The organism is Hongsoonwoonella zoysiae, from assembly GCF_013266695.1.
GTDB classification, from domain to species: Bacteria; Pseudomonadota; Alphaproteobacteria; order Rhizobiales; family Stappiaceae; genus Hongsoonwoonella; species Hongsoonwoonella zoysiae.
The window spans coordinates 1,118,311-1,138,852 of sequence record NZ_JABRXF010000001.1; the positions used below are offsets into that span (position 1 = coordinate 1,118,311).

The 20,542-nt window shown below is 62.1% G+C and carries 21 protein-coding genes and 1 pseudogene; 11 read left to right on the plus strand and 11 right to left on the minus strand.

What is annotated here, in order from left to right:
- Positions 1-3: 3 nt before the first annotated feature.
- The gene (locus tag HPQ64_RS05230) at positions 4-375 is read right to left on the minus strand and encodes a hypothetical protein (protein WP_172887283.1); all 372 of its coding nucleotides are present in this window, start codon (positions 373-375) and stop codon (positions 4-6) included.
- A gap of 136 nt (positions 376-511) precedes the next feature.
- Here HPQ64_RS05230 and HPQ64_RS05235 point away from each other — a divergent pair, with 136 nt between their 5' ends.
- From HPQ64_RS05235 to HPQ64_RS05255, 5 genes and pseudogenes are all read left to right on the plus strand, one after another.
- On the plus strand, positions 512-1,078 hold the full coding sequence (locus HPQ64_RS05235) for a SiaB family protein kinase (protein ID WP_172887284.1): 567 nt from the start codon (positions 512-514) through the stop codon (positions 1,076-1,078).
- Between the two features lie 12 nt (positions 1,079-1,090).
- Entirely contained in the window at positions 1,091-1,480 is a 390-nt protein-coding gene (locus HPQ64_RS05240) for a DUF1987 domain-containing protein (protein ID WP_172887285.1), read from the plus strand.
- Positions 1,481-1,686: 206 nt separating this feature from the next.
- A pseudogene (locus HPQ64_RS05245) lies at positions 1,687-2,547 on the plus strand (adenylate/guanylate cyclase domain-containing protein); the annotation flags it as partial.
- 41 nt (positions 2,548-2,588) lie between these two features.
- The gene (locus HPQ64_RS05250) at positions 2,589-4,202 is read left to right on the plus strand and encodes an MBL fold metallo-hydrolase (RefSeq protein WP_246270298.1); all 1,614 of its coding nucleotides are present in this window, start codon (positions 2,589-2,591) and stop codon (positions 4,200-4,202) included.
- Between the two features lie 219 nt (positions 4,203-4,421).
- Complete coding sequence (locus HPQ64_RS05255) at positions 4,422-5,888, plus strand: OpgD/OpgG family glucan biosynthesis protein (protein WP_343035927.1); 1,467 nt, start codon at positions 4,422-4,424, stop codon at positions 5,886-5,888.
- Positions 5,889-5,904: 16 nt separating this feature from the next.
- Here HPQ64_RS05255 and HPQ64_RS05260 read toward each other — a convergent pair whose 3' ends face one another.
- Positions 5,905-6,357, minus strand: a complete 453-nt coding sequence (locus HPQ64_RS05260; RefSeq protein ID WP_172887288.1) for a cupin domain-containing protein — start codon at positions 6,355-6,357, stop codon at positions 5,905-5,907.
- A gap of 24 nt (positions 6,358-6,381) precedes the next feature.
- Positions 6,382-7,173 (minus strand): hydroxyacylglutathione hydrolase, encoded by a 792-nt coding sequence (gene gloB, locus HPQ64_RS05265; protein WP_172887289.1) that lies wholly within the window; start codon positions 7,171-7,173, stop codon positions 6,382-6,384.
- A gap of 192 nt (positions 7,174-7,365) precedes the next feature.
- Here gloB and HPQ64_RS05270 point away from each other — a divergent pair, with 192 nt between their 5' ends.
- Complete coding sequence (locus HPQ64_RS05270) at positions 7,366-8,145, plus strand: methyltransferase domain-containing protein (RefSeq protein WP_172887290.1); 780 nt, start codon at positions 7,366-7,368, stop codon at positions 8,143-8,145.
- 4 nt (positions 8,146-8,149) lie between these two features.
- Here the strand turns inward: HPQ64_RS05270 and metW are convergent, their stop codons facing one another.
- Together metW and metX are read right to left on the minus strand one after the other, a co-directional pair.
- The gene (gene metW / locus HPQ64_RS05275) at positions 8,150-8,800 is read right to left on the minus strand and encodes a methionine biosynthesis protein MetW (RefSeq protein ID WP_172887291.1); all 651 of its coding nucleotides are present in this window, start codon (positions 8,798-8,800) and stop codon (positions 8,150-8,152) included.
- Complete coding sequence (metX, locus tag HPQ64_RS05280) at positions 8,797-10,017, minus strand: homoserine O-acetyltransferase MetX (RefSeq protein ID WP_172887292.1); 1,221 nt, start codon at positions 10,015-10,017, stop codon at positions 8,797-8,799. The genes metW and metX overlap by 4 nt, the downstream gene beginning before the upstream one ends.
- 118 nt (positions 10,018-10,135) lie before the next feature.
- On the opposite strand from metX, the gene HPQ64_RS05285 reads away from it, so the two are divergent.
- From HPQ64_RS05285 to HPQ64_RS05295, 3 genes are all read left to right on the plus strand, one after another.
- Complete coding sequence (locus tag HPQ64_RS05285) at positions 10,136-11,041, plus strand: hypothetical protein (RefSeq protein ID WP_210260095.1); 906 nt, start codon at positions 10,136-10,138, stop codon at positions 11,039-11,041.
- 12 nt (positions 11,042-11,053) lie between these two features.
- Entirely contained in the window at positions 11,054-12,169 is a 1,116-nt protein-coding gene (hisC, locus tag HPQ64_RS05290; protein ID WP_210260205.1) for a histidinol-phosphate transaminase, read from the plus strand.
- 98 nt (positions 12,170-12,267) lie between these two features.
- Complete coding sequence (locus HPQ64_RS05295; RefSeq protein WP_172887294.1) at positions 12,268-13,203, plus strand: prephenate/arogenate dehydrogenase family protein; 936 nt, start codon at positions 12,268-12,270, stop codon at positions 13,201-13,203.
- Positions 13,204-13,233: 30 nt separating this feature from the next.
- Here HPQ64_RS05295 and folK read toward each other — a convergent pair whose 3' ends face one another.
- From folK to HPQ64_RS05315, 4 genes are all read right to left on the minus strand, one after another.
- Positions 13,234-13,722, minus strand: coding sequence for a 2-amino-4-hydroxy-6-hydroxymethyldihydropteridine diphosphokinase (folK, locus tag HPQ64_RS05300; protein ID WP_172887295.1), 489 nt, complete (start codon positions 13,720-13,722; stop codon positions 13,234-13,236).
- Entirely contained in the window at positions 13,719-14,561 is an 843-nt protein-coding gene (gene folP, locus HPQ64_RS05305) for a dihydropteroate synthase (RefSeq protein ID WP_246270300.1), read from the minus strand. Before folP ends, folK begins: the two co-directional genes overlap by 4 nt.
- 217 nt (positions 14,562-14,778) lie before the next feature.
- The gene (locus tag HPQ64_RS05310; protein WP_172887296.1) at positions 14,779-16,020 is read right to left on the minus strand and encodes a multidrug effflux MFS transporter; all 1,242 of its coding nucleotides are present in this window, start codon (positions 16,018-16,020) and stop codon (positions 14,779-14,781) included.
- Positions 16,017-16,505, minus strand: a complete 489-nt coding sequence (locus HPQ64_RS05315) for a MarR family winged helix-turn-helix transcriptional regulator (RefSeq protein ID WP_172887297.1) — start codon at positions 16,503-16,505, stop codon at positions 16,017-16,019. The genes HPQ64_RS05310 and HPQ64_RS05315 overlap by 4 nt, the downstream gene beginning before the upstream one ends.
- A gap of 259 nt (positions 16,506-16,764) precedes the next feature.
- Between HPQ64_RS05315 and typA the strand changes: the two genes are divergently transcribed.
- On the plus strand, positions 16,765-18,582 hold the full coding sequence (gene typA, locus HPQ64_RS05320) for a translational GTPase TypA (RefSeq protein ID WP_172887298.1): 1,818 nt from the start codon (positions 16,765-16,767) through the stop codon (positions 18,580-18,582).
- A 63-nt stretch (positions 18,583-18,645) separates the two neighbouring features.
- On the opposite strand, the gene HPQ64_RS05325 is transcribed toward typA, so the two are convergent.
- Positions 18,646-19,074, minus strand: coding sequence for a DUF4399 domain-containing protein (locus HPQ64_RS05325; protein WP_172887299.1), 429 nt, complete (start codon positions 19,072-19,074; stop codon positions 18,646-18,648).
- Between the two features lie 164 nt (positions 19,075-19,238).
- On the opposite strand from HPQ64_RS05325, the gene HPQ64_RS05330 reads away from it, so the two are divergent.
- Positions 19,239-19,610, plus strand: a complete 372-nt coding sequence (locus HPQ64_RS05330; protein ID WP_172887300.1) for a YkvA family protein — start codon at positions 19,239-19,241, stop codon at positions 19,608-19,610.
- A gap of 4 nt (positions 19,611-19,614) precedes the next feature.
- On the opposite strand, the gene HPQ64_RS05335 is transcribed toward HPQ64_RS05330, so the two are convergent.
- Complete coding sequence (locus HPQ64_RS05335) at positions 19,615-20,508, minus strand: DMT family transporter (protein ID WP_172887301.1); 894 nt, start codon at positions 20,506-20,508, stop codon at positions 19,615-19,617.
- Between the last annotated feature and the right edge of the window lie 34 nt (positions 20,509-20,542).

The window sequence follows — 20,542 nt, forward strand, 5'->3', positions numbered from 1 at the left end:
GCCCTACTTGCCGAGCTTGGAGATCGCGCCCTGAACGGCCTGGCGGTTGTCCATGATCAACTGGACGACCTTGTACTGGTCATCGATGCGGCGGACGAGAAAGTCGGCATTGATGGACTTCCCCGCGTCGTCGATCATCTCCGAGCAGACGAAATAGTCATCCCCCATGGTGACGATAAAGGGATGAACATTTGCGGGGTAAACGGTTTTTAAAACGCCTTCCTTGGTGTCGACATAGCTGTATCCGCCGTCAACCAGGATCGATTCAGTGAATTGCAACATTGCTGATTGCAACTCAACCTGAAATTCGGTGCTGAGTTCTTCTGATTTAACCGGAAAAATCGCCAACCAAGCGAAGACGAGGAGTGCGAACATTCTCATTTCTACGACCCTCACGTCTTAGACTGTTTTTTATGTTATCATTTTCTTTCATGCACGGCGAGCTTGGAATTGGCCGACGCTGCGGACAGCAACTTGTTTACGCGCGCAATATCCGACCCGGAGTACGCGAATGCTTGCAAGTGAACTTTACGGGTTGAGAAAGGATTTGCGTGAGCGCGGAATAGTCTTCGCCTATAGCGGCTATGTGACTGAAAACGTCCTGAGCGGCGTGGGCGATGCGCTGAAGAAGAAACTTGCCATCGAGGATGCGGATACGCGGACCATCCGCAGCGTTTTTGCCGTTTTCGTGGAGCAGATGCAAAACATCATCCGCTATTCGGTGGAGCAGCTCCCGCCTCCCGACATTCCGGAAGCGCAGGAACACCCTGCTGAATTGCGCTATGGGATTCTGACGATCGGGCAGGAAGGGGCGGACTACGTCGTTCATGCCGGTAACCTTGTGAGAACGTCCGACGTGCCGCGCATGCGCGAGCGGCTTTCCGCCATTCAGGCGATGAATCGCGAACAGTTGAAATTCGCCTACAAGGAACAGCTGCGCAGCGGCCCGGGCGAGAACAGCAAGGGCGCGGGCATCGGCTTCATCGAGATCGCCAGGCGCGCTTCGAGCCCGATCGAGTTCGATTTCATGAATATCGACGGGAAGCTCGCCTTCTTCGCGTTGAAAGCTAAGATCTGAGCGGGGGTGGATATGGAAAATCTCGAGATTCCAGCCTCGACGCGCACGCCCGCAGTTGCGTTCGACTTTGCCAGGCACCACCTCAAGATCAGTGGAGAATCCTATCCCGAGGACGTGACGAGCTTCTACACACCCTTGTTCGATGCGCTCGATATTTATCTGGAGGGGCGCGTGGATGGCTCATGCCGGTTCGATTTCGAGCTGATCTACTTCAACTCGAGTAGCGCCAAGGCGATCATGATGCTGATGGAAAAGCTGGATGAGGCGGCGAAAGCCGGCATGAACGTCGATGTCCACTGGTTCTACGACCCGCAGGACGAGACGATGCACGAACTGGGCGAGGAATTCGGCGAAGATCTTCAGCATGCCGCATTTCACCTCGAGAGCATTCCACGCCGATGACGACCGACGATCTGTTCGCCAGGGAAGAAAAGGTTATCGCCGCGGCGGAAAGCCGGCTCGCCGAAAATCCGCCTGATGATGGGGAAAACCGCGCTGCCTTCGAAAGGCTGCTTTCCGAATACCGCAAGCTCTTCAAGACGACCCGGCGAATGATGCGCCTGAGCGACCGCAACGAGCGCGAACTCAACGCATTGGCCGAGCAGCGCCAGAAGGCGGCCGACGAAATCTCTCGCAAGAACCACGAGTTGGAAGCGCTTTCGGTAAAGCTGTCCAAATACCTTTCGCCGCAGGTCTATGGATCGATCTTTTCGGGCCAGCAGGAGGTGAAGCTTGCAAGCCGGCGCGAGAAGCTGACGGTGCTTTTTTCCGATATCGCCGGCTTCACCGAACTGACAGACAAGATGGAATCAGAGGATCTCACCCTCCTCCTCAACCAGTATCTGACCGAAATGTCGCGCGTCGCGCTCGAATTCGGGGCGACGATCGACAAATACATCGGCGACGCGATCATGATTTTCTTCGGCGATCCGGAAACGCGCGGCGTGCGCGAGGATGCGCTCGCCTGCGTGAAAATGGCGATCGCCATGCAGGCGCGCCTGCAGGACCTTCAGGGCGAGTGGCACGACCAGGGTCTTCGCGAAGCGCTTGCCTGCCGTATCGGCATCAACACCGGCTATTGCACGGTTGGCAATTTCGGCAGCGAAGACCGCATGGACTATACGATCATCGGCGGCGCGGTGAACGTCGCCTCGCGCCTTGAGCATGAAGCGGGCGCCGGCGAGATCTATATTTCCTATGAAACCTACGCCCATATCCGTGACGAGGTGGAATGCGAGGAAATCGGCTCGCTGCGGGTCAAGGGCGTCGCCTATCCCGTCACCGTCTACCGGGTGGTGGGGCTTGCGGGCGAGGCCGAACGCTCCCGCAGGATCGTTGCCGACAGTCCCCATTTCCGCATGCATATGGAGCCTGAAAGAATGGGCCCGGACGAGCGGGAGGAAAGTGCCGCGCTCCTGCGCAGGGCCCTCGCTGCGCTGGGCGAGCAGGCGGGAAAAGAACATCCGTAATTGCTCCGCAACGTAAACCGTCGCAAGCTGCGGGACATCGGATGGCCGCAACGACAGGCGGAGTGGTGGAGATGGCGGAGCTTTCCTTCTTCGGTGCGGCGGGCACGGTTACGGGTTCCTGCTCTCAGGTGCAAACCGGAAACTGCCGTTTCCTGATCGACTGCGGCATGTTCCAGGGCAACCGTTCGGTGCGGGAATTGAACGCCAAACCGTTCCCTTTCGACGCCGCCTCGCTCGATTTCGTTATCCTGACGCACGCGCATATCGACCATACCGGCCTCGTGCCGAAGTTGATCCATCACGGCTTTCGCGGGCCGATCTACACGACGCCGGCGACGCGTGACCTGCTGGAGTTCATGCTGCCGGACTCCGCCTCCATCGTGGAATCCGATGCCGAACGCATCTCCCGGCGAAAGCAGAGGCGCAATGCCCCGCCGATTCAGCCGCTCTACCGCATGGAGGATGCCGAACAGGCGCTGAAGCAGATCGAGACGCGTGAGTTCGAAACATGGTTCGAACCAGCGCCCGGCGTTTCGGCGCGCTACTGGAATGCAGGCCACATCCTGGGGTCGGCTTCCGTTGAACTGAAGATCCTGGAAGACGGGAACGAGCACACGCTCAGGCTCCTGTTTTCCGGCGATATCGGCCCGGACGAAAAGGCTTTTTATCCCGAGCCCGAAGCGGGCGAGGGCTTCGACTATGTGGTTTGCGAAAGCACCTATGGCGACAGGGACCGGGAAGACTACACCCTTGAAAAACGCCGCGAAGCCTTGAGAAATGAACTCGTCGAGGGGTTGGAACGGGGCGGCAATATCGTGATCCCCGCCTTCGCCGTGGAACGCAGCCAGGAGCTTCTGCACGATATCGGCGTTCTTCTGGCCCAAAAGGAGATTCCGCCCGCCGCCGTCTTTCTGGATTCGCCGCTGGCCAACAAGGTGACGGAGGTTTTTATCCGTCACGCCCATACGTTCGACGATATCGCGCTCAGCGAGGCCGAGCTTTTCCGCGATCCGCGCTTCCGGCTGGTGAAAAGCGTGGAGGAAAGCAAGGCGATCAACCGCGTGACCGGTGGTGCGATCATAATTTCGGCAAGCGGAATGTGCGAGGCCGGACGCATCAAGCACCACCTGAAGAACAATATCTGGCGGAAGGAGGCGACGATCCTCTTCGTCGGCTATCAGGCGCCGGGAACGCTCGGGCAGATCATCCAGTCGGGCAGGCAAGATGTCCGCATTCATGGGCGCGAATTCAAGGTGCGCGCGGCCATCCGCCAGATCGGAAACTACTCCGCCCACGCCGACCGCAGCGAACTTGTTGAATGGATTCTGGAGCGCGGGCCTATCGTCGGCGGGCTGTTCCTCAACCACGGCGAACACGAAGCGCGTATGAACCTGCGCCTTCTGCTTGGCGAAAAGGGGTTGGAACTGGAAAAGATCCTGCTGCCGATGTTCGACGAAACCTTCGAACTCCTGGCCGGTACCGCCCAGTCCAAGGGGCGCGCGGCGAGGCGCATCGCGGATGAAGAACTCGCCCACGACTGGCACAACCAATATGCCGAATTCAGCCTGGCGCTTTCGAACCGCCTGGAGGGTCTGGAAGACCCGCGCGAACGCGAAGAGCTCTTGAAACAGTTGCAGGAAGCCTTGGGTGGGTAATCCTGTGAAGGGTTTCGCAAATTTCTCTTATTTAACGTCGCGAAATCAACGATCTGCCACAATCGCGCGCTTCACAGTGGCCTGACGCGAGCGAGTCTCGCTTGAGGCCACGAGGGTTTCATGCGCTTTTCCCGTGCCGCCGCCCGGCTTTTTCTTGCAGGATTCACGTTTGCTACCGCAACCTCGTCCGCGGCTTCCATCGAATTGGGGGAGCGGCAGGTGTTTTCCTTTGACCGGCTCACCGAGCGGGCGGGGAAACTGGCGGCGAAGCCCCATGATGCACCGAAGATCCGCGCCGGTCAGGCGCTGGAAGCCATCGACTACGACGCCCACTGGAAAATCGTCTTCGACAAGGCGCATACGGTCGATATTGCCGACGGCGTGCCCTTGCAGATGTTTCACATGGGGCGCTACTTCAAGGAACCGGTGAAGCTTCATCTGGTGGAGGGCGGAAGCGCCCGCGAAATCCTCTATTCGCCGGAGTATTTCGACATTCCGGAGGGCAGCCCCGCTCGCGAACTGCCGGACGATATCGGCTTCGCCGGCTTCCGGGTGATGCGCGAGGATCTCGGGACCGACTGGATATCCTTTCTTGGCGCAAGCTATTTCCGCACCGATGGCGCTTCGAGGCAGTATGGCCAGTCGGCACGTGCGCTTTCCATCGACACGGGGTTGTCGACGCCGGAGGAGTTTCCGCGCTTTTCCGAATTCTGGCTGGGCGGACCGGAGGATGGCGACACGACGATGACGATCCATGCGCTTCTGGAAAGCGGAAGCGTCGTCGGCGCCTATCGCATGAAGCTGCGGAACACGGACGACGAGGGCCAGATCGTCGATGTGGAGGCAAGGCTCTTTTTCCGGGAGAAGGTGGAGCGCCTCGGCATCGCGCCGCTGACCAGCATGTATTGGTATTCGGAAACGAACCGGGCAAGTGCCGCCGATTGGCGGCCCGAGGTGCATGATACCGATGGCCTTGCGATCCTGACCGGTAATGGCGAGCGCATCTGGCGCCCGCTCAACAATCCGAAGATCATCCGCACATCCAGTTTCCTCGTCGGCGACGTGAAGGGATTCGGCCTTGCGCAGCGCGACCGGGCGTTCGAGAACTATCAGGACGACGGCGTTTTCTATAATCGCCGGCCCTCGGTCTGGATCGAACCCTTGAGGCCCTTCGGCAGGGGCATGGTGCAACTGGTCGAACTGCCGACGGATGACGAGATCTACGACAATATCGTCGCCTATTGGTCGCCTCAGAAAATGCCGGAAAAGGGCGATGCGCTGGAATTTTCCTACCGAATGCACTGGGCCGATGACCATCCGCAGGCGGGTGCGGGTTCACGCGTCGTTGCCACACGAATCGGCCAGGGCGGCGTGCCGGGACAGCCGAGGCCGAAGGGGCAAGTGAAAATCGTGCTCGATTTCAAAGGCGAAGCGCTGAAGGGCCTTGGCCATGAGGATGGGCTGGAGCCCGCGGTGGAGCTTTCGCGTGGCGAGCCGATCAACTCTTATCTTCTGCCTGTCGTCGGCACCGATCGCTGGCGGCTTGTCTTCGACGCGAAGATCGAGGGCGGCGACCCTGTTGATGCGCGCGTCTACCTGAAGAAGGGTGAAGACGCTTTGTCGGAAACCTGGCTCGGCCAGCTTATTCCCGCTTATGTGAAGTCGGACAAGGCCACTTTGCAATAGGATCGCGAAGCAGCACTCAGGGCTCAAAGCCTTCGGGCGCCATTTCGAATCCGGAGAATTCAAAACCCGGCGCGACCGTGCAGCCAACGAGCGTCCATGGCCCCATGCTTTTCGCCGATTGCCATGCATGTCGGGGCACGACGCCTTGCGGGCGCTCGCCGCCGGCAAGATCGGGGCCGAGCTTGATTTCCTGCCGCGCGCCGTCATCTCCCGCGATCGACAGGACAAGCGGCCCGCCTGCGTACCAGTGCCAGATTTCCACGGCACCCACCCGGTGCCAGGCGGAAACTTCACCGCCTGGCAGCAGATAGTAAATCGCGGTGGAGGCCGCCCGCCCCGCCTCGTCGCACTCGGAATCGCGAAAGGTTTCCCTGTAGAAGCCGCCTTCCGGGTGCGGCCTCATTTCAAGAAGTTTCACGACCTGATCGAGCGAAAGGTCGGGTATCGAACCTATGCGATCGGGCGTCATGCTGGCCTCCGGCTTCGGCGTGTTTCAGCCGCGGAAATTGTCCTTGCGCGTGCGAAGTTCGGCGAAAACCTCTGCCTGTGAAGCGCCTTCCTTGCCAACCGTCTTTTGGATCGAGGCATCGCTCGTGCGCAGGAAGGGGTTGGTGGCAAGCTCCTGTTCCATCGTCGTCGGCAGGGTGGATTTGCCTGCGTTCCTGAGATCGGCGACTTCCTTCGCGCGGCGGGCAAGAGCGGGATTGTCCGCATCCACCGTCAGGGCGAATTTCACGTTGGCCGCCGTGTATTCATGGCCGCAGTAGATGTTCGTATCGCCCGGCAGCAGGCGGGTGAGCTTTTCAAGGGAGGCCGACATCATCTCCATGTCGCCCTCCATCACGCGGCCGCAGCCGACGGAAAACAGGGTATCGCCCGTGTGGGCGAATTTCGCGTCCGGCGCCCACCATGAAATCTGGTCGATCGTGTGTCCAGGCGTGCCGACGGCGTGAAATTCGAGGTCGCCGACCATGACCCGGTCGCCATCCTCCACATAGGCATCGACGTCGGCAATTTTGCCTTTTGAGATGTTCGGGGCGGTTACTTTCGCTCCCGTAGCCTGCTTCAGTTCGCTTAGGCCTTCCACATGGTCCCAATGGTGGTGGGTGATCAGAATGTCGGTCAGTTTCCAGCCTGTTTCTTCGAGAGCTTCGAGATATGGCCCGGCGGCGGGAACGTCGAACGCGACGGTGCGCCCGCTGTCGGGCAGGTGGATGAGCACTCCGAAATTATCGCTGAGGCAGGGAAACTGTTTGATTTCAAAGCGCGGGGTGTCGGCGGACATGGTCGTCTCCTCGTAACGGATTGGCGTGATTTGCTTGGGAGACTGGCAAAGCCTTTCGGCTACCGCAAGGCCACAATGTCTCTTGCGCATTCAATGTTGCGTTCCGTTTGAAGGAACGGTTCAATCCATTGGCCTTGTGGGGATTGTCCGGGATAAGCTGATCTCTCGTTCGGGGAGCGGCAAGGGCTGAGCATGTATCTTGACGTCGTCGATCTAAAGACGTTTTACGATCTGCCGCTGGGGCGGATGCTGCGCGTGCTCGTGGGCCAGCGGTTGCGCGCGGCGTGGCCGACGGTCGCCGGCCAGCGCCTGCTCGGCCTCGGTTATGCGGGCCCCTACCTTCGACCATTCATGGATGAGGCGGAGCGCACCGTTGCGGCCATGCCCGCCGCGCAAGGGGTGGTCGCCTGGCCGCGCGAGCGCGACAATGCTGCGACGCTGGTGGACGAGATCCGGCTGCCGTTTCCCGACAGCATGTTCGACCGCATCCTGGTCGTCCACGCCATCGACCACTGCCGCGATCCGGTGGAGCTTTTGCACGACGCGTGGCGGGTTCTGGTGCCGGGCGGCAAGATTGTCGTGGTGGTTGCCAACCGCCGTGGGCTTTGGGCGCGCGCCGAGACCTCGCCCTTCGGCTATGGGCGGCCATACTCGAGGGGGCAACTCGAGGCGCTCCTGAAGGATTGCCAATTCAATGTATCGGCAAGCGACGAGGCGCTTTTCCTGCCGCCGACGCGTTCCCGCTTCCTCCTGAGGTCGGCGCGGACGTGGGAGCGGGTCGGCCGCCGGCTCTGGCCGGCCTTTGCCGGGCTGCTGGTGATAGAAGCGGAAAAGCAGCTTTTCCGGGGGCTGGCTGCGGGAGAGGGCAAGCGGGTGCGGGCGCTCAAGCCTGTCTTCATCCCGCAAGGGGTCGCGGGCCTGAACGGGCGCACCGGCTGCCCGGAGGCTCAAAAACCCGGGATATCGACCTGAGTTCTCAACGTTTCAGGAGAAAGACGGCCTGCTGGCCGACGAGATTCCAGACCCACCAGGGCGCGTTGAATCCGACTTTGCGGCCCTTGTCGTTGAGCGCCATCGCCTTGACAACCTCGGCATCGACCTCCTCGCAAAGCGCGACGAAATCGCGGATCGTGCAGAAGTGGATGTTCGGTGTGTCGTACCAGGAATAGGGTAGATAGTCGGTCACCGGCATGCGGCCATAGAAAAGCAGCTGCAGGCGGTTCTTCCAAAAGCCGAAGTTCGGGAAGGAGACGACCACGTTCGAGCCGATGCGCAGCAGTTGCTTCAGAACCGTCTTTGGCTCGCGCGTTGCCTGCAGCGTCTGGCTCAAAATGACGAAGTCGAAGGCGTCGTCCGGATAGTCGGCAAGGTCCCTGTCGGCATCGCCCTGCACGGCGGAAAGACCGCGCGCGACGCAGGCGTTCACGCCGGCCTGGCTGATTTCCATGCCCCGTCCGTCGACGCCGCGCTCCCGCGTCAGAAGATCGAGCAGCGCCCCGTCCTCGCAACCGACGTCAAGCACCCGCGCGCCCTGGGTCACCAGGTCGCAGACGAGCCTGTGGTCGCCGCGTATCGCCTTCTGAAGCGTGCCGTTTTCTTCGATAAGCGCGGAGGAGACGGCGGTCATAGCCCGCCTCCCGGCGCCGGAATGCCGCGCGCGTTCGCGGCTCCCGTCAGGAAGCCGCGGATCGTGCGGAACATCTCGGGCTCGTCGAGCAGGAAGGCGTCGTGCCCGCGGTCGCTTTCCACCTCCACGAAGGAGACGTTGGCGGCTGCCGCGTTCAGCGCCTTCACGACCACCTTGCTTTCCTGTGTCGGAAACAGCCAGTCGGAGGTGAAGGACATGACGAAGAAGCGCGTCTGCGAATGCAGGAAAGCGCGCGCCAGCGATCCCTCGTAATCGGCGGCGAGATCGAAATAGTCCATCGCCCGGGTCACATAAAGGTAGCTGTTCGGGTCGAACCGGTCGACGAAGGTCATGCCCTGGTGACGCAGGTAGCTTTCGATCTGGAAGTCGGCGTCGAAACCGAAGGTTATCGCCTCGCGGTCCTGGAGGTTGCGCCCGAACTTGCGATGCAGGGCCGCGTCCGAGAGGTAGGTGATATGCGCGGCCATGCGCGCAACCGCAAGGCCCTTGGAAGGTCTCAGGCCTTTCTCGTGATAGGCGCCGCCGGCCCAGTTCGGGTCGGCCATGACGGCCTGGCGGCCGACCTCGTGAAAGGCGATATTCTGCGAGGAATGACGCGCGGCCGCCGCGATCGGAAGGGCGGAGAAAACACGCTCCGGATAGCTTGCCGCCCATTGCAGCACCTGCATGCCGCCCATGGAACCGCCGATGACGGCGAAGAGTGTATCGATGCCGAGATGATCGATCAGCCGCGCCTGCGAGCGTACCATGTCGCGGATCGTCACGACGGGCAGGTCGAGCGCCCAGGGCTTTCCTGTCGCGGGATTGAGAGAAGCCGGTCCCGTGGTGCCGAGGCACCCGCCGAGCACATTGGCGCAGATGACGAAATATTTGTCGGTGTCGACCGGGCGTCCCGGCCCGACCATCAGCGACCACCAGCCGGGCTTGCCCGTGATCGGGTTTTCCGAAGCGACATATTGATCGCCCGTCAGCGCATGGCACACAAGCACGGCGTTCGTCCGCTCGGCATTGAGGGTGCCGTACGTCTCATAGGCGATCTGCCAGGGGCCGAGCTCTTCACCGGCATCGAGCGCAAGCGCGCGGTCCGCGCCGAAGACGACCTTCTTGCTCGAAGGGTTGTCCGCCTCGTTTTGCGCGACGAGCCGCGTGGCGGGCTCATTGTCAGTGTCGTCTGCTTTGCTGGTCGTGCTCGTCATGGCGTTTTCGTACAATTCCATATGCGCCCGTGCAACCGGCGCAAGGCCACCCGAGGTAGGCCCCGACTGCCTGTCCGTCAATGTTTTCTTTTGCTTTCACGGCCCCCGTTACATATGAATGCTGCGCCTGAGGAACGAGGTCTGGAAGGCGAAGGACGTGCCAAGCGAAAGCGACAGGAATGGCCAAACCGTCATGACCGGTGGCGACGCAGCGATCGCGGATGCTGCCGCGCGGCTGGAAAGGATCGACCGCGAATTGCAGGCGTTGATCGGCGAACGTCTTGCCGCGGCGGCAAATATCCGCGGGAATCCGGGCGCTGCCGACGTGCTGTTTGCCGAGCCGTTCAACGAAGCCTTGCGTGCGCTGGTCGAACGTTGCGAAGACGGAGCCTCGCTCACCGCGCTGGAACCCATCTGGCGAGCATTGGCGGCGGCAGGTGCCGGGTGCCTTGCAATTCATTGCGAGGAAACGGAAGAATCGGCCGCGCTCCTGGAATCCGCGCACTACCATTTCGGCTTTTCAATTTCGGTTGAACCGGCGGGCGATGCTCCGGACGTGATCCGTGCGGCGGCGGAAGATGCGCGGGCGATCGGCCTGATCCGGCTCGATGAACGCGCCGAATTGCCATGGTGGCGCAGCCTTGGCGCGCCCGCGCCGGAAATCGTCGCACGACTGCCCTTCTTCGTGGCCGAGGAAAGGCCGGCCGATCTGCCGTTGGTTGTCGTCGCGAAAAGCGCGGCTGCTGCGGAAGCGCGGGATATCGCCACCTATGACGCGCGCTGGCGCGGCACGTTGCCAGGGCGGCTGATGGATGGCGGGCTGGAGGTGCTGGCCTTCCACCGTACGGCGGAAGGTGTGGATGCGCTGATTGCTGCGCGTGGCGACCTTTCGGCTGGCGATGTGGCCCGTTTATGCGCCGAGGCGGGGGCGGAACCCGACACGCTTCGAAGGGTCGGCGCCTATGCCGCGCCGATCGACATCGACGAAGCCACCGACGAGACCTGGGACGAGAAAGAAAGCTGAGTGACGATGACCATGACCGACGTTGCTTCCGAGCGTGCAGCAAAGCGCCCCGTACCGCGTGCCGGCGTCCTGGAGATAGCGCCTTATATTCCAGGCCGCTCCAAGGCGACAGGCGGCGACAAACTGCACAAGCTTTCCTCCAACGAAACGCCGCTTGGCCCAAGCCCGCGCGCCATTGAGGCGCTGCGTTCGCTGGATCATCTCGAGCACTATCCGGACGGCGCGGCGACGGACCTTCGCGCGGCGATCGCGCGCGTGAACGGGCTGAACGCAGACCGCATCATCTGCGGCACCGGGTCGGACGAGATCCTGGAGCTTGTCGCACGTGCCTATATCGGTCCGGGCGACGAGGCGATCTACAGCGAATATGGTTTTCTCGTTTACAAGATCGCGATCCTGGGCGCCGGCGGAACGCCGGTCGTTGCGCCTGAAAAGGACATGACGGCCGATGTCGACGCGATCCTTGCCCGCGTTACCGAGCGTACGAAGGTTGTCTTCCTCGCCAATCCCAATAATCCGACCGGCACCTACCTGCCGTTCAGCGAGATACGCCGCCTGCACGCCGGCCTGCCGGGGCACACATTGCTCGTGCTCGATGCAGCCTATGCGGAATATGTGCGCCGCAACGATTACGAGGCGGGCGTGGAACTGGCGGCGACGGCCGATAACGTGCTCATGACGCGCACTTTTTCGAAGATTTACGGCCTTGCGGCTCTTCGTCTCGGCTGGGCCTACGGGCCGGATCACGTCATTGATGCGCTGAACCGTATTCGCGGCCCTTTCAACGTAAATTCGGCGGCGATGGCCGCCGGCATCGCGGCAATCGAGGATCGGGCGTTCACGGACCGCGCGGCGGAACATAACGAAAAATGGCTGCCGTGGGTAACGCGCGAGATCGAGGCGCTTGGTCTCAAGGTCACGCCGAGCGTCGGAAATTTTATCCTCATCCACTTCCCCGAAGGTGTTGGCCAGACGGCGGCGGATGCGGATCTCTATCTGTCGGGGCGCGGCTGCGTGCTGCGTCAGGTCGCCGCCTACGGCCTTCCCAATGCACTACGCATGTCGATCGGCGCTGAGGAGGCCAACCGGGACGTCATCGCCGCCCTCAAGGAATTTATGGGTGCCTAGAGCGCTTTCCACGAAAGCGACTTCGCTTTCGTGATAAGAATTCGCTCCAAAATCAACGTGCTATCGAGCGCCCCTATAAAGGAAACTTGCCCCAGCTCATGTCCGCTCCAATCGTTCGCCGTCTTGCCCTCATCGGTATCGGCCTGATCGGCTCCTCGCTCGCGCGCGCTGCGCGAAAGGGGGGGCTTGCCGAGGAAATCGTGATCTCCACCCGCTCGGAAGAAACCCTGCAGCGGGCGGAGGAACTCGGGCTTGGCGACCGATATTGCCTGGATGCGGGCGAAGCGGTGGAGGATGCCGATCTCGTCATCGTTTCGGTGCCGGTCGGTGCCAGCGGGGCGGTCGCCAAATGGATCGCGCCATCTCTGAAGCCCGGCGCGATCCTGACGGATGCCGGCTCGACGAAGCGTTCGGTTGTCGAACAGATGGCGCCGCATGTGCCGGAGGGTGTGCATTTCATTCCCGGGCACCCCATCGCAGGCACGGAACAGTCCGGCCCGGACGCGGGTTTCGCGGAACTTTTCCGCAATCGCTGGTGCATTCTCACCCCCCTTGAGGGAACGGATCCGGCTGCGGTTGCGAAGCTCACCGCCTTCTGGGAGGGCTGCGGATCGACGGTCGACATGATGGATGCCGAACACCATGACCTGGTGCTCGCCATCGTCTCGCATCTGCCGCATATCATCGCCTATAACATCGTCGGCACGGCGGACGATCTGGAGGCGGTCACGAAGTCGGAAGTGATCAAATATTCCGCTTCCGGCTTTCGCGACTTCACGCGTCTTGCAGCTTCCGACCCGACCATGTGGCGCGACGTCTGCCTGCACAACAAGGATGCGATCCTGGAGATGCTGGCGCGGTTTTCCGAGGATCTGGCAGCCCTTCAACGGGCGATCCGCTGGTCCGACGGGGACAAGCTGTTCGACATCTTCACCCGCACGCGCGAAATCCGCCGCTCCATCGTTGAGGCTGGACAGGACACCGCCGTCCCGAACTTCGGGCGCGACCTGGCAAAGGCGGAGGCCGGGGAGTAGCCAAGGGCCTAACCGGCATTCGGCGCGCTTTCAAAGCCGGGTGATGTCTTCCTTGCCGGGGCAGTTCTTCAGGGCCTCGGTCGCGGTACGCCCGTCGCCTATGGGCGCATCCGGCCAGATTTCGGCAAGCGGAACCAGCACGAAGGCGCGCTCGCCCATGCGCGGATGGGGGATGGACAGTCCTTCTTCGTCGACCCTGGCGTTCCCATAGACGAGGACGTCGATGTCGATCAGGCGCGGGCCCCAGCGCTGGTCGCGCACGCGGCCCATTTCCCGCTCCACTTCAAGACAATGCTCGAGCAGTTCGCGCGCCGGCAGCGTCGTCTCGACAACCGCGCAGGCATTTCGGAAGTCATCCTGCGCGACGGGGCCCCACGGTGGGGTGCGATAGTCGCTCGAGCGAGTGATGACCTCAATGCCGCCGATTTCGGAAAGACGGCTGAGCGCCTCGTCGAGGTTCGATTTCGTGTCGCCGATGTTGGAGCCGAGGCCAAGGGCGGCGCGGGTCGTGTCTGTCATCGGTCGGTAGCGCTTTCGCGGTGGATCGCGGCGATGAGGCGTGCCGCGTCCTTGTGGGGTTTCACATCGTGGGCGCGGATGATCGCGGCCCCCTTGTGCATGGCGATGGTGTGGGCGGCAAGCGAGCCGTAAAGCCTGTCGTCGGTCGGCACGTCCAGAACGGCGCCGATCATCTTCTTGCGAGAAGCGCCGACCAGAAGCGGCAGGCCGTGCTTTGAAAGCGTTTCCAGCCGGTTCAGGATCAAGAAGTTCTGGTCGATCGTCTTGCCGAAGCCGATACCGGGATCGAGCATCTGGAAGGAGCGGGGAATGCCAGCCCTTTCGGCCAGTTCCATTGAGCGTTCGAAGAAACGGTCGATATCGGCGAGTATGTCGATTTCGGCATCCGCCGCCTCGCGATTGTGCATCATGATCACGGGAACACCCAGGTCGGCGGCCGTGTCGGCCATCGCCGGGTCTTTCTGCAGGCCCCAGACGTCGTTGACGATTCTGGTGCCTGCGTGGACGGCACGGCGCGCAGTTTCCGCCTTGTAGGTATCGATCGACACCGGCACGCCCATGGCGACGATCTGCTTTATCACCGGTGCGATGCGCTGCCATTCCTCTTCGGCCGGCACGGGCGTCGCGCCGGGGCGCGTGCTCTCGCCGCCGATATCGAGGATGTCCGCACCTTCCTCCACCATGATCCTGGCGTGCGCGACGGCAAGAGCGGGCGCGTCATGGCGTCCGCCGTCGGAAAAGGAATCGGGTGTTACGTTGAGAACGCCCATGATGGCAGGATTGGGGAGTGCCAGCTTCGGCGCCCCGAAATCGAGCGTTTTGGAATCTGAGGTCGTCATGGCGCCCATCGTTCCTGGCGGTTTCGACTGAAATCGCTTTGTAGCAAACCGGAAGCCGAAGGTGATGGCCCCATCTGCCAGTGACGTCAAGAGACGTGTGGTTCCGCCTCTTGATATCGCCAGCGCTTCGGAAAGGGCATTGCCGAAACGTCGGACCGCTGTCGCCAAGCGACATCGCATGTGTCCGCCAAGAGGCGGGCGGGGCCGGCGCTTTAGGTTACTCGCCCGGTTCTCCCGCGGGCTCCGGATAGGGAGCATCCGGCATCAGGGAAAGGACAAGGGCGATCGCTCCCATCACCGGGACAACGATGCCGAGGCCCGCAACCGGATCGCCGATGAGAACGGCGGCGAAACTGCCGAGAAGGCCGCCGCCCATCTGGAAAAAGCCCATCATCGCCGAGGCCGCGCCGGCGATCTCGGGAAAGGGAAAGAGCGCTCGCGTCGACATGGACGGCAGGATGACTGCGATGCCGAAAGCGAAAATGGCGACCGGGCCCATGACGTGCCAGAGCGTCAGCCCTTCGAAACGGGCAAGGATCGCCATGGAGACGATCGCCGCGAGGACCAGCGCCATGCCCGCGGGAACGATCCGCTCCGCCGTGTGGCGCTTCAGGAGCTTGCGCGTGACGAGCGAACCCAGAAAAAACGAACCCGATTGCAGCATCATAGAATAGCCGAACTGGGACGGCGTGAGGCCGACTTTATCGATGATGACGAAGGGCAGGATCGTCGCGAGCGTATAGATGCCGCCGAGCGTCGTGCCGAGGATGATCGAGGGTTTCAGAAAGCGCGGTTCGCGGAGAAGCCGAAGGTAGGAGGAGGCAAGCCGCTTCGGCGACATGTGGTTGCGGTCCCGAAATGCGTTGGTCTCTTCCATGAAGAAGATCGCAAGCACGCCGATGCCGACCCCGTAGATGACCATGATCAGGAAGATCGCCCGCCAGCCGAGCGCTTCCAGCGTCAGGCCGCCGATGGTGGGCGCAAGCGCGGGGCCAATCGCGAGCATTAGCCCGATCAGGTTCATGATGCGCGCCGATGCCTGGCCGACGAACTGGTCGCGCACGATGGCGCGCGAGATTGCGATGCCGACCGAGGCGCCGATGCCTTGCAGGAGGCGGGCGGCAAGAAGCGCCCCGATACCCGAGGCCGCGAAGGCGATGAAGCTGCCGACGAGGTAGATGCCGGAAAAGGCGAGCACGATCGGCCGTCGTCCGAAGGCGTCGGACAGCGGGCCGCAGACGAGCTGGGCCAGCGTGAAGCCGGCGAAATAGATCGTCAGCGTCAGTTTGACGGAAGAGATGTCGGTGCTGAAAACCTCGACGAGACGCGGCATCGCGGGCGTATAAATCGCCATGGAGACGGGGCCGAGAGCGACAAGAATCGCGCCGATGATCGCCGTCTTGCGCTCGCTCATCAAAGTGGCGCCGGGGGGTGCGGCGGCCGGCTTGGTCGGGTTCATGCCGAGCCCTCGAGTTCCGGCGACTTCTTCCCCGGCCTGTCGTTCATGGGCGTTTCGGCGAGCCTGTCACGGATGCTGAGCAGCGTCAGCCGGAGCGTTTCCACCTCTTCGTCATTCATGCCTTTGGTGGCGAGGCCGCGCACCCTGGCGCCCACCTCGCGCATATCCGAAATCGTCGCTTCCGCCTCACGTGTCGCGCGGATCAGCTTGCAACGCCGGTCGCTGGGGTCGGCGGCGCGTTCGATCAGCCCCTTGCCTTCGAGTTGGTCGAGATAGCCGACGAGCGTCATCGGCTCCACGCCCATGCGTTCGGCAAGGTCGCGCTGGCGCATTCCCTCGTAAACATAGGCATAGGCGAGCGCGCGCGCCGCACCGGGCGTCAGCCCTATCCCGGACTTGAGAAGACCCACCTCGAAGTGCTTGCGGTAGAGCCGCGAAAGATCGGACAGCACGAAGCCGAGCGTCTCGTATTGCGTTGCCGACATGGGTGCCTCGAATTTCGTAAGTTTGCCTTATTATCCGAAATCCTGATTGTCTGGCAATCCTGATTTTCGCGCGACAGCCATGCGTTGCGGCGCTTTTGCCGGGCGGTCTGCGGTTTTGCGTTCAAATCGTCACGGAAATGGGCTAGAAGGCGCCATCTCGAAACATCTCATGCGCTCGAGTGCGCCCCGCCGGACGGCTGGATGGCCGTTTCCCCTGGCGCTTGGGCCCGAATTTGACCGGCATGCTCCTGGAGCTTTCATGAACCTTCGCAATATCGCGATCATCGCGCACGTCGACCATGGCAAGACCACGCTCATCGACGTCCTATTGAAGCAATCCGGCTCCTTCCGAGAGAACCAGCGCACGGAAGAGCGGATGATGGATTCAAACGACCTGGAACGCGAGCGCGGGATTACCATCCTCGCCAAGGTCACCTCGCTCGAATGGGGCGAGACGCGCATCAACATCGTCGACACGCCGGGCCATGCCGATTTCGGCGGCGAGGTGGAGCGTATCCTGCACATGGTCGATGGCGTCGTCCTGCTGGTCGATGCGGCGGAAGGGCCTATGCCGCAGACGAAATTCGTGCTCGGCAAGGCGCTGAAGCTCGGCCTTCGTCCGATCGTCGCGATCAACAAGATTGACAAGCCCGAACAGCGCGCCGAAGAGGTGCTGGACGAAGTGTTCGACCTGTTCGCGGCACTTGACGCCAATGAGGAACAGCTCGACTTCCCCGTAGTCTACGGCTCCGCCAAGCAGGGCTGGATGGCGAACGACCCTTCCGGCCCGCAGGACGGCATGGGCCCGCTGTTCGACCTGGTGCTCAAGCATGTCGAGGCGCCGAAGGCGGAGGAAGGCTCCTTCCGCATGCTGGCGACGACGATTGAATCGAACCCCTTCCTCGGCCGCATCCTGACGGGGCGCATCGTCTCTGGCTCCGTTACGCCGAACATGGCCGTCAAGGCCCTTTCGCGCGACGGCAAGACGGTTGAAACGGGCCGCCTTTCCAAGGTGCTCGCCTTCCGCGGGTTGGAGCGTCAGCCGATCGAAAAGGGCGAGGCGGGCGACATCGTCTCGCTGGCCGGCCTTGCGGAGGCCACGGTTTCCGACACGCTCTGCGCGCCTGACGTGAAGGAGCCGCTGTCCGCCCAACCGATCGACCCACCCACCCTTTCCATGACCTTCTTCGTCAACGACGGCCCGCTTGCCGGCACCGAGGGCGACAAGGTGCAGTCCCGCGTCATCCGCAAGCGTTTGTATGACGAAGCGGAAGGCAACGTCGCCCTGAAAGTCGAGGATGCGCCGGGCGGCGACGCCTTCATCGTTTCCGGCCGTGGCGAGCTTCAGCTTGCCATCCTGATCGAGAACATGCGCCGCGAAGGCTTCGAGATCTGCGTCGGCCGCCCGCGCGTCGTCTACCAGACGGGGGAAAACGGCCAGCGTCTGGAACCGGTGGAGGAAGTGACCATCGACGTCGACGAGGAGCATTCCGGCGCGGTCGTGCAGAAGCTGTCGGAACGCAAGGCCGAGCTTCTGGAAATGCGCCCGTCGGGTGGCGGGCGCACGCGCCTCGTCTTCAACGCGCCGACGCGCGGGCTCATCGGCTATCAGTCGGAGCTTCTGTCGGACACGCGCGGCACGGCGATCTTCAACCGCGTCTTCCACGCCTATGAGCCCTACAAGGGCGAGATCCCGAGCCGCCATACCGGCGTGCTCATTTCCAACGGAGATGGCGAGGCGGTCGCCTATGCGCTGTGGAACCTTGAGGATCGCGGGCCGATGCTGATCGATCCGGGCATCAAGGTCTATCGCGGCATGATCGTCGGCGAGCATACGCGTGGAAACGATCTCGAGGTGAACGTGCTGAAGGGCAAGCAGCTCACCAATATCCGCTCCGCCGGCAAGGATGAGGCGGTGAAGCTGACGACGCCGATCCGCCTCAGCCTCGAAGCCGCACTTTCCTATATCGCGGACGATGAACTGGTCGAGGTGACGCCGAAGACGATCCGCCTGCGCAAGGCGATCCTCGATCCGAACGACCGCAAGAAGGCCGAGCGCGCGGCGAAAAGCGCGTAATCGGCATTTTCCTTCAAGCAATCATGACCCCGCCGAGTTTCGGCGGGGCGTTTTATTTCGCGCCTATTCCACCGTAATGGTGATCCGCTCCGATATCACGGGCGGATTGTGCGGAATGTGGTTGAGATCGCCGAGAACGAGCTGCAGCGTATGCTCGCCTGGCGAAAGCTCCACCCTTGCCTCCTTCTGGCCGCTGCCGAAGTGGATGTGCTGTTCGTCCGCCGGGATCGGCACATCCAGCGAAGCGCCATCCAGCGTGGTGTCGATCAAGAGGTGGTGGTGGCCGGAATACTCCTGCTCGGTGCCCGCGGGCACAATCTGCATGCCTTCTATGCCGAATCGGATGTCGATCGGGCTCGATACCTTGTCGCCGTCGTTCAAATCGATGAAATAAACCTTCGCATCTGCGGGTGCGGGCGTTTCGCCTGCTGTTGCGGTCGTCGAGAGTGTGAAGGTCAGCGCTGCGAAAGCGGCGGCGTAAAGTCGGTCCATGGCACCCTCTTCCGATTGCCGCCGAGAAGTTCGGCGGGCAGGCACAATATCACGAAGCATCGTAATTTAACGCAGGGTTATTATGTGCAGTCCTTCACATCGCCCACATGCCGCCCCATCTCTATGAAATGTCTACCCATACGCAAAACCGCGCGGACGAAACGATGAACCGCACCTTCGACGAACTGGGCTTCGATCCGGAAATACTGGGTCCGGAGGAGGAGCAGAAAAGCAAGGTCCGGGATAGGCTGTTCCGCACCGCGCGAAAGGCCGCGCGGCAGGTGCCGTTCATGGAAGACGTGATCGCGTCCTATTACTGCACTCTCGATCCCGCAACGCCGACCAAGGTGCGCACTACCCTTCTGGGCACGCTTGCCTATTTCGTCCTGCCGCTCGATGTGGTGCCGGATTTCCTGCTGGGCTTGGGCTTCGGCGACGATGCGACCGTTTTGATGGCGGCGATCGCCATGGTTCGCGCTCACATCCGCGACGAGCATTACGATGCGGCGAAGGAAGCGCTGAAGGACGAAGGGTAAGATATTACCCGTTGAAGATCAGCGCGCAGCCGATGATGACGAGGATCGCCCCCGCCCAGGCGCCAGGGGCGGGAATTTCCTTCGTACGCCACCACAACAGCGGCAGTTGTAGCGCGGGCGTCGTCGCCGACAGCGTGGAAATGATGCCGACTTCGCCGCCTGAAAGAGCGAACAGGATCAGCGTCATGCCGACACCCATGCCGAGCACGCCGGAAAGGGCGACCAGGCTTGTCACCCGCCACGTCAGCGGATTGGCCGGCTGAAACCGCTGCACCGGCAGGCGCATGAGGAGCGTCAGGCCAAGCGCCGCCGTGCCGACGCGAAGGGCGGAAACCGCGACGGGATCGACGCCGGTTTCCATGACCGGCCGAGCGATCAGCGAACCGATCGATTGCGCGAGCGCCGCCGCCAGCCCAAGCAGGATGCCGGCCCATAGCGGGCCCTTGACGCTTTCCCACTGGTGAAGTTGCGAGCGGCGCTTGCCGAAGGCGATGGCGAGAACCACGCCGCCGAAGGTTATCAGCGCACCGATCAGGGCACTTGGCGACAGATATTCGCCAAGCAGCAGCCAGCCGAGCAGCACGGACATGGGAGCATTGAGCGAGAACAGGATCGCGGTGCGGCGCGGGCCCATGCGGTTCATGGTCAAAAACAGCGCGGTATCTCCGAGAAAAATGCCGATGAAACCGGAGGCGAAGATTGCCGGAAGCTGGTCCGCACCGATCGTCTGCCATGTTCCGGCGACGATCGCATAGACGGCGAGCATGACGAAGACGATCGCCATGCGGATTCGGTTGAAGGCGATTGCGCCGAGATGGGCGGCGGGGCCGGCTGCGATCAGGCCGGTCATGGCCCAGGTCAGCGCAGCGGCAAGCGCCGCGAATTCATAAATGAACATCGGGTGTTCCGGGTCGCGGAGCGTTCAGCTTGTG

Excerpts from the sequence above, each read along its gene's own strand:
- HPQ64_RS05230 (WP_172887283.1), bottom strand. The coding sequence starts at position 375 with ATGTTCGCACTCCTCGTCTTCGCTTGGTTGGCGATTTTTCCGGTTAAA.
- HPQ64_RS05235 (WP_172887284.1), top strand. The coding sequence starts at position 512 with ATGCTTGCAAGTGAACTTTACGGGTTGAGAAAGGATTTGCGTGAGCGC.
- HPQ64_RS05240 (WP_172887285.1), top strand. The coding sequence starts at position 1,091 with ATGGAAAATCTCGAGATTCCAGCCTCGACGCGCACGCCCGCAGTTGCG.
- HPQ64_RS05250 (WP_246270298.1), top strand. The coding sequence starts at position 2,589 with ATGGCCGCAACGACAGGCGGAGTGGTGGAGATGGCGGAGCTTTCCTTC.
- HPQ64_RS05260 (WP_172887288.1), bottom strand. The coding sequence starts at position 6,357 with ATGACGCCCGATCGCATAGGTTCGATACCCGACCTTTCGCTCGATCAG.
- gloB (WP_172887289.1), bottom strand. The coding sequence starts at position 7,173 with ATGTCCGCCGACACCCCGCGCTTTGAAATCAAACAGTTTCCCTGCCTC.
- HPQ64_RS05270 (WP_172887290.1), top strand. The coding sequence starts at position 7,366 with ATGTATCTTGACGTCGTCGATCTAAAGACGTTTTACGATCTGCCGCTG.
- metW (WP_172887291.1), bottom strand. The coding sequence starts at position 8,800 with ATGACCGCCGTCTCCTCCGCGCTTATCGAAGAAAACGGCACGCTTCAG.
- metX (WP_172887292.1), bottom strand. The coding sequence starts at position 10,017 with ATGACGAGCACGACCAGCAAAGCAGACGACACTGACAATGAGCCCGCC.
- HPQ64_RS05285 (WP_210260095.1), top strand. The coding sequence starts at position 10,136 with ATGCTGCGCCTGAGGAACGAGGTCTGGAAGGCGAAGGACGTGCCAAGC.
- hisC (WP_210260205.1), top strand. The coding sequence starts at position 11,054 with ATGACCGACGTTGCTTCCGAGCGTGCAGCAAAGCGCCCCGTACCGCGT.
- HPQ64_RS05295 (WP_172887294.1), top strand. The coding sequence starts at position 12,268 with ATGTCCGCTCCAATCGTTCGCCGTCTTGCCCTCATCGGTATCGGCCTG.
- folK (WP_172887295.1), bottom strand. The coding sequence starts at position 13,722 with ATGACAGACACGACCCGCGCCGCCCTTGGCCTCGGCTCCAACATCGGC.
- folP (WP_246270300.1), bottom strand. The coding sequence starts at position 14,561 with ATGACGACCTCAGATTCCAAAACGCTCGATTTCGGGGCGCCGAAGCTG.
- HPQ64_RS05310 (WP_172887296.1), bottom strand. The coding sequence starts at position 16,020 with ATGAACCCGACCAAGCCGGCCGCCGCACCCCCCGGCGCCACTTTGATG.
- HPQ64_RS05315 (WP_172887297.1), bottom strand. The coding sequence starts at position 16,505 with ATGTCGGCAACGCAATACGAGACGCTCGGCTTCGTGCTGTCCGATCTT.
- typA (WP_172887298.1), top strand. The coding sequence starts at position 16,765 with ATGAACCTTCGCAATATCGCGATCATCGCGCACGTCGACCATGGCAAG.
- HPQ64_RS05325 (WP_172887299.1), bottom strand. The coding sequence starts at position 19,074 with ATGGACCGACTTTACGCCGCCGCTTTCGCAGCGCTGACCTTCACACTC.
- HPQ64_RS05330 (WP_172887300.1), top strand. The coding sequence starts at position 19,239 with ATGAACCGCACCTTCGACGAACTGGGCTTCGATCCGGAAATACTGGGT.
- HPQ64_RS05335 (WP_172887301.1), bottom strand. The coding sequence starts at position 20,508 with ATGTTCATTTATGAATTCGCGGCGCTTGCCGCTGCGCTGACCTGGGCC.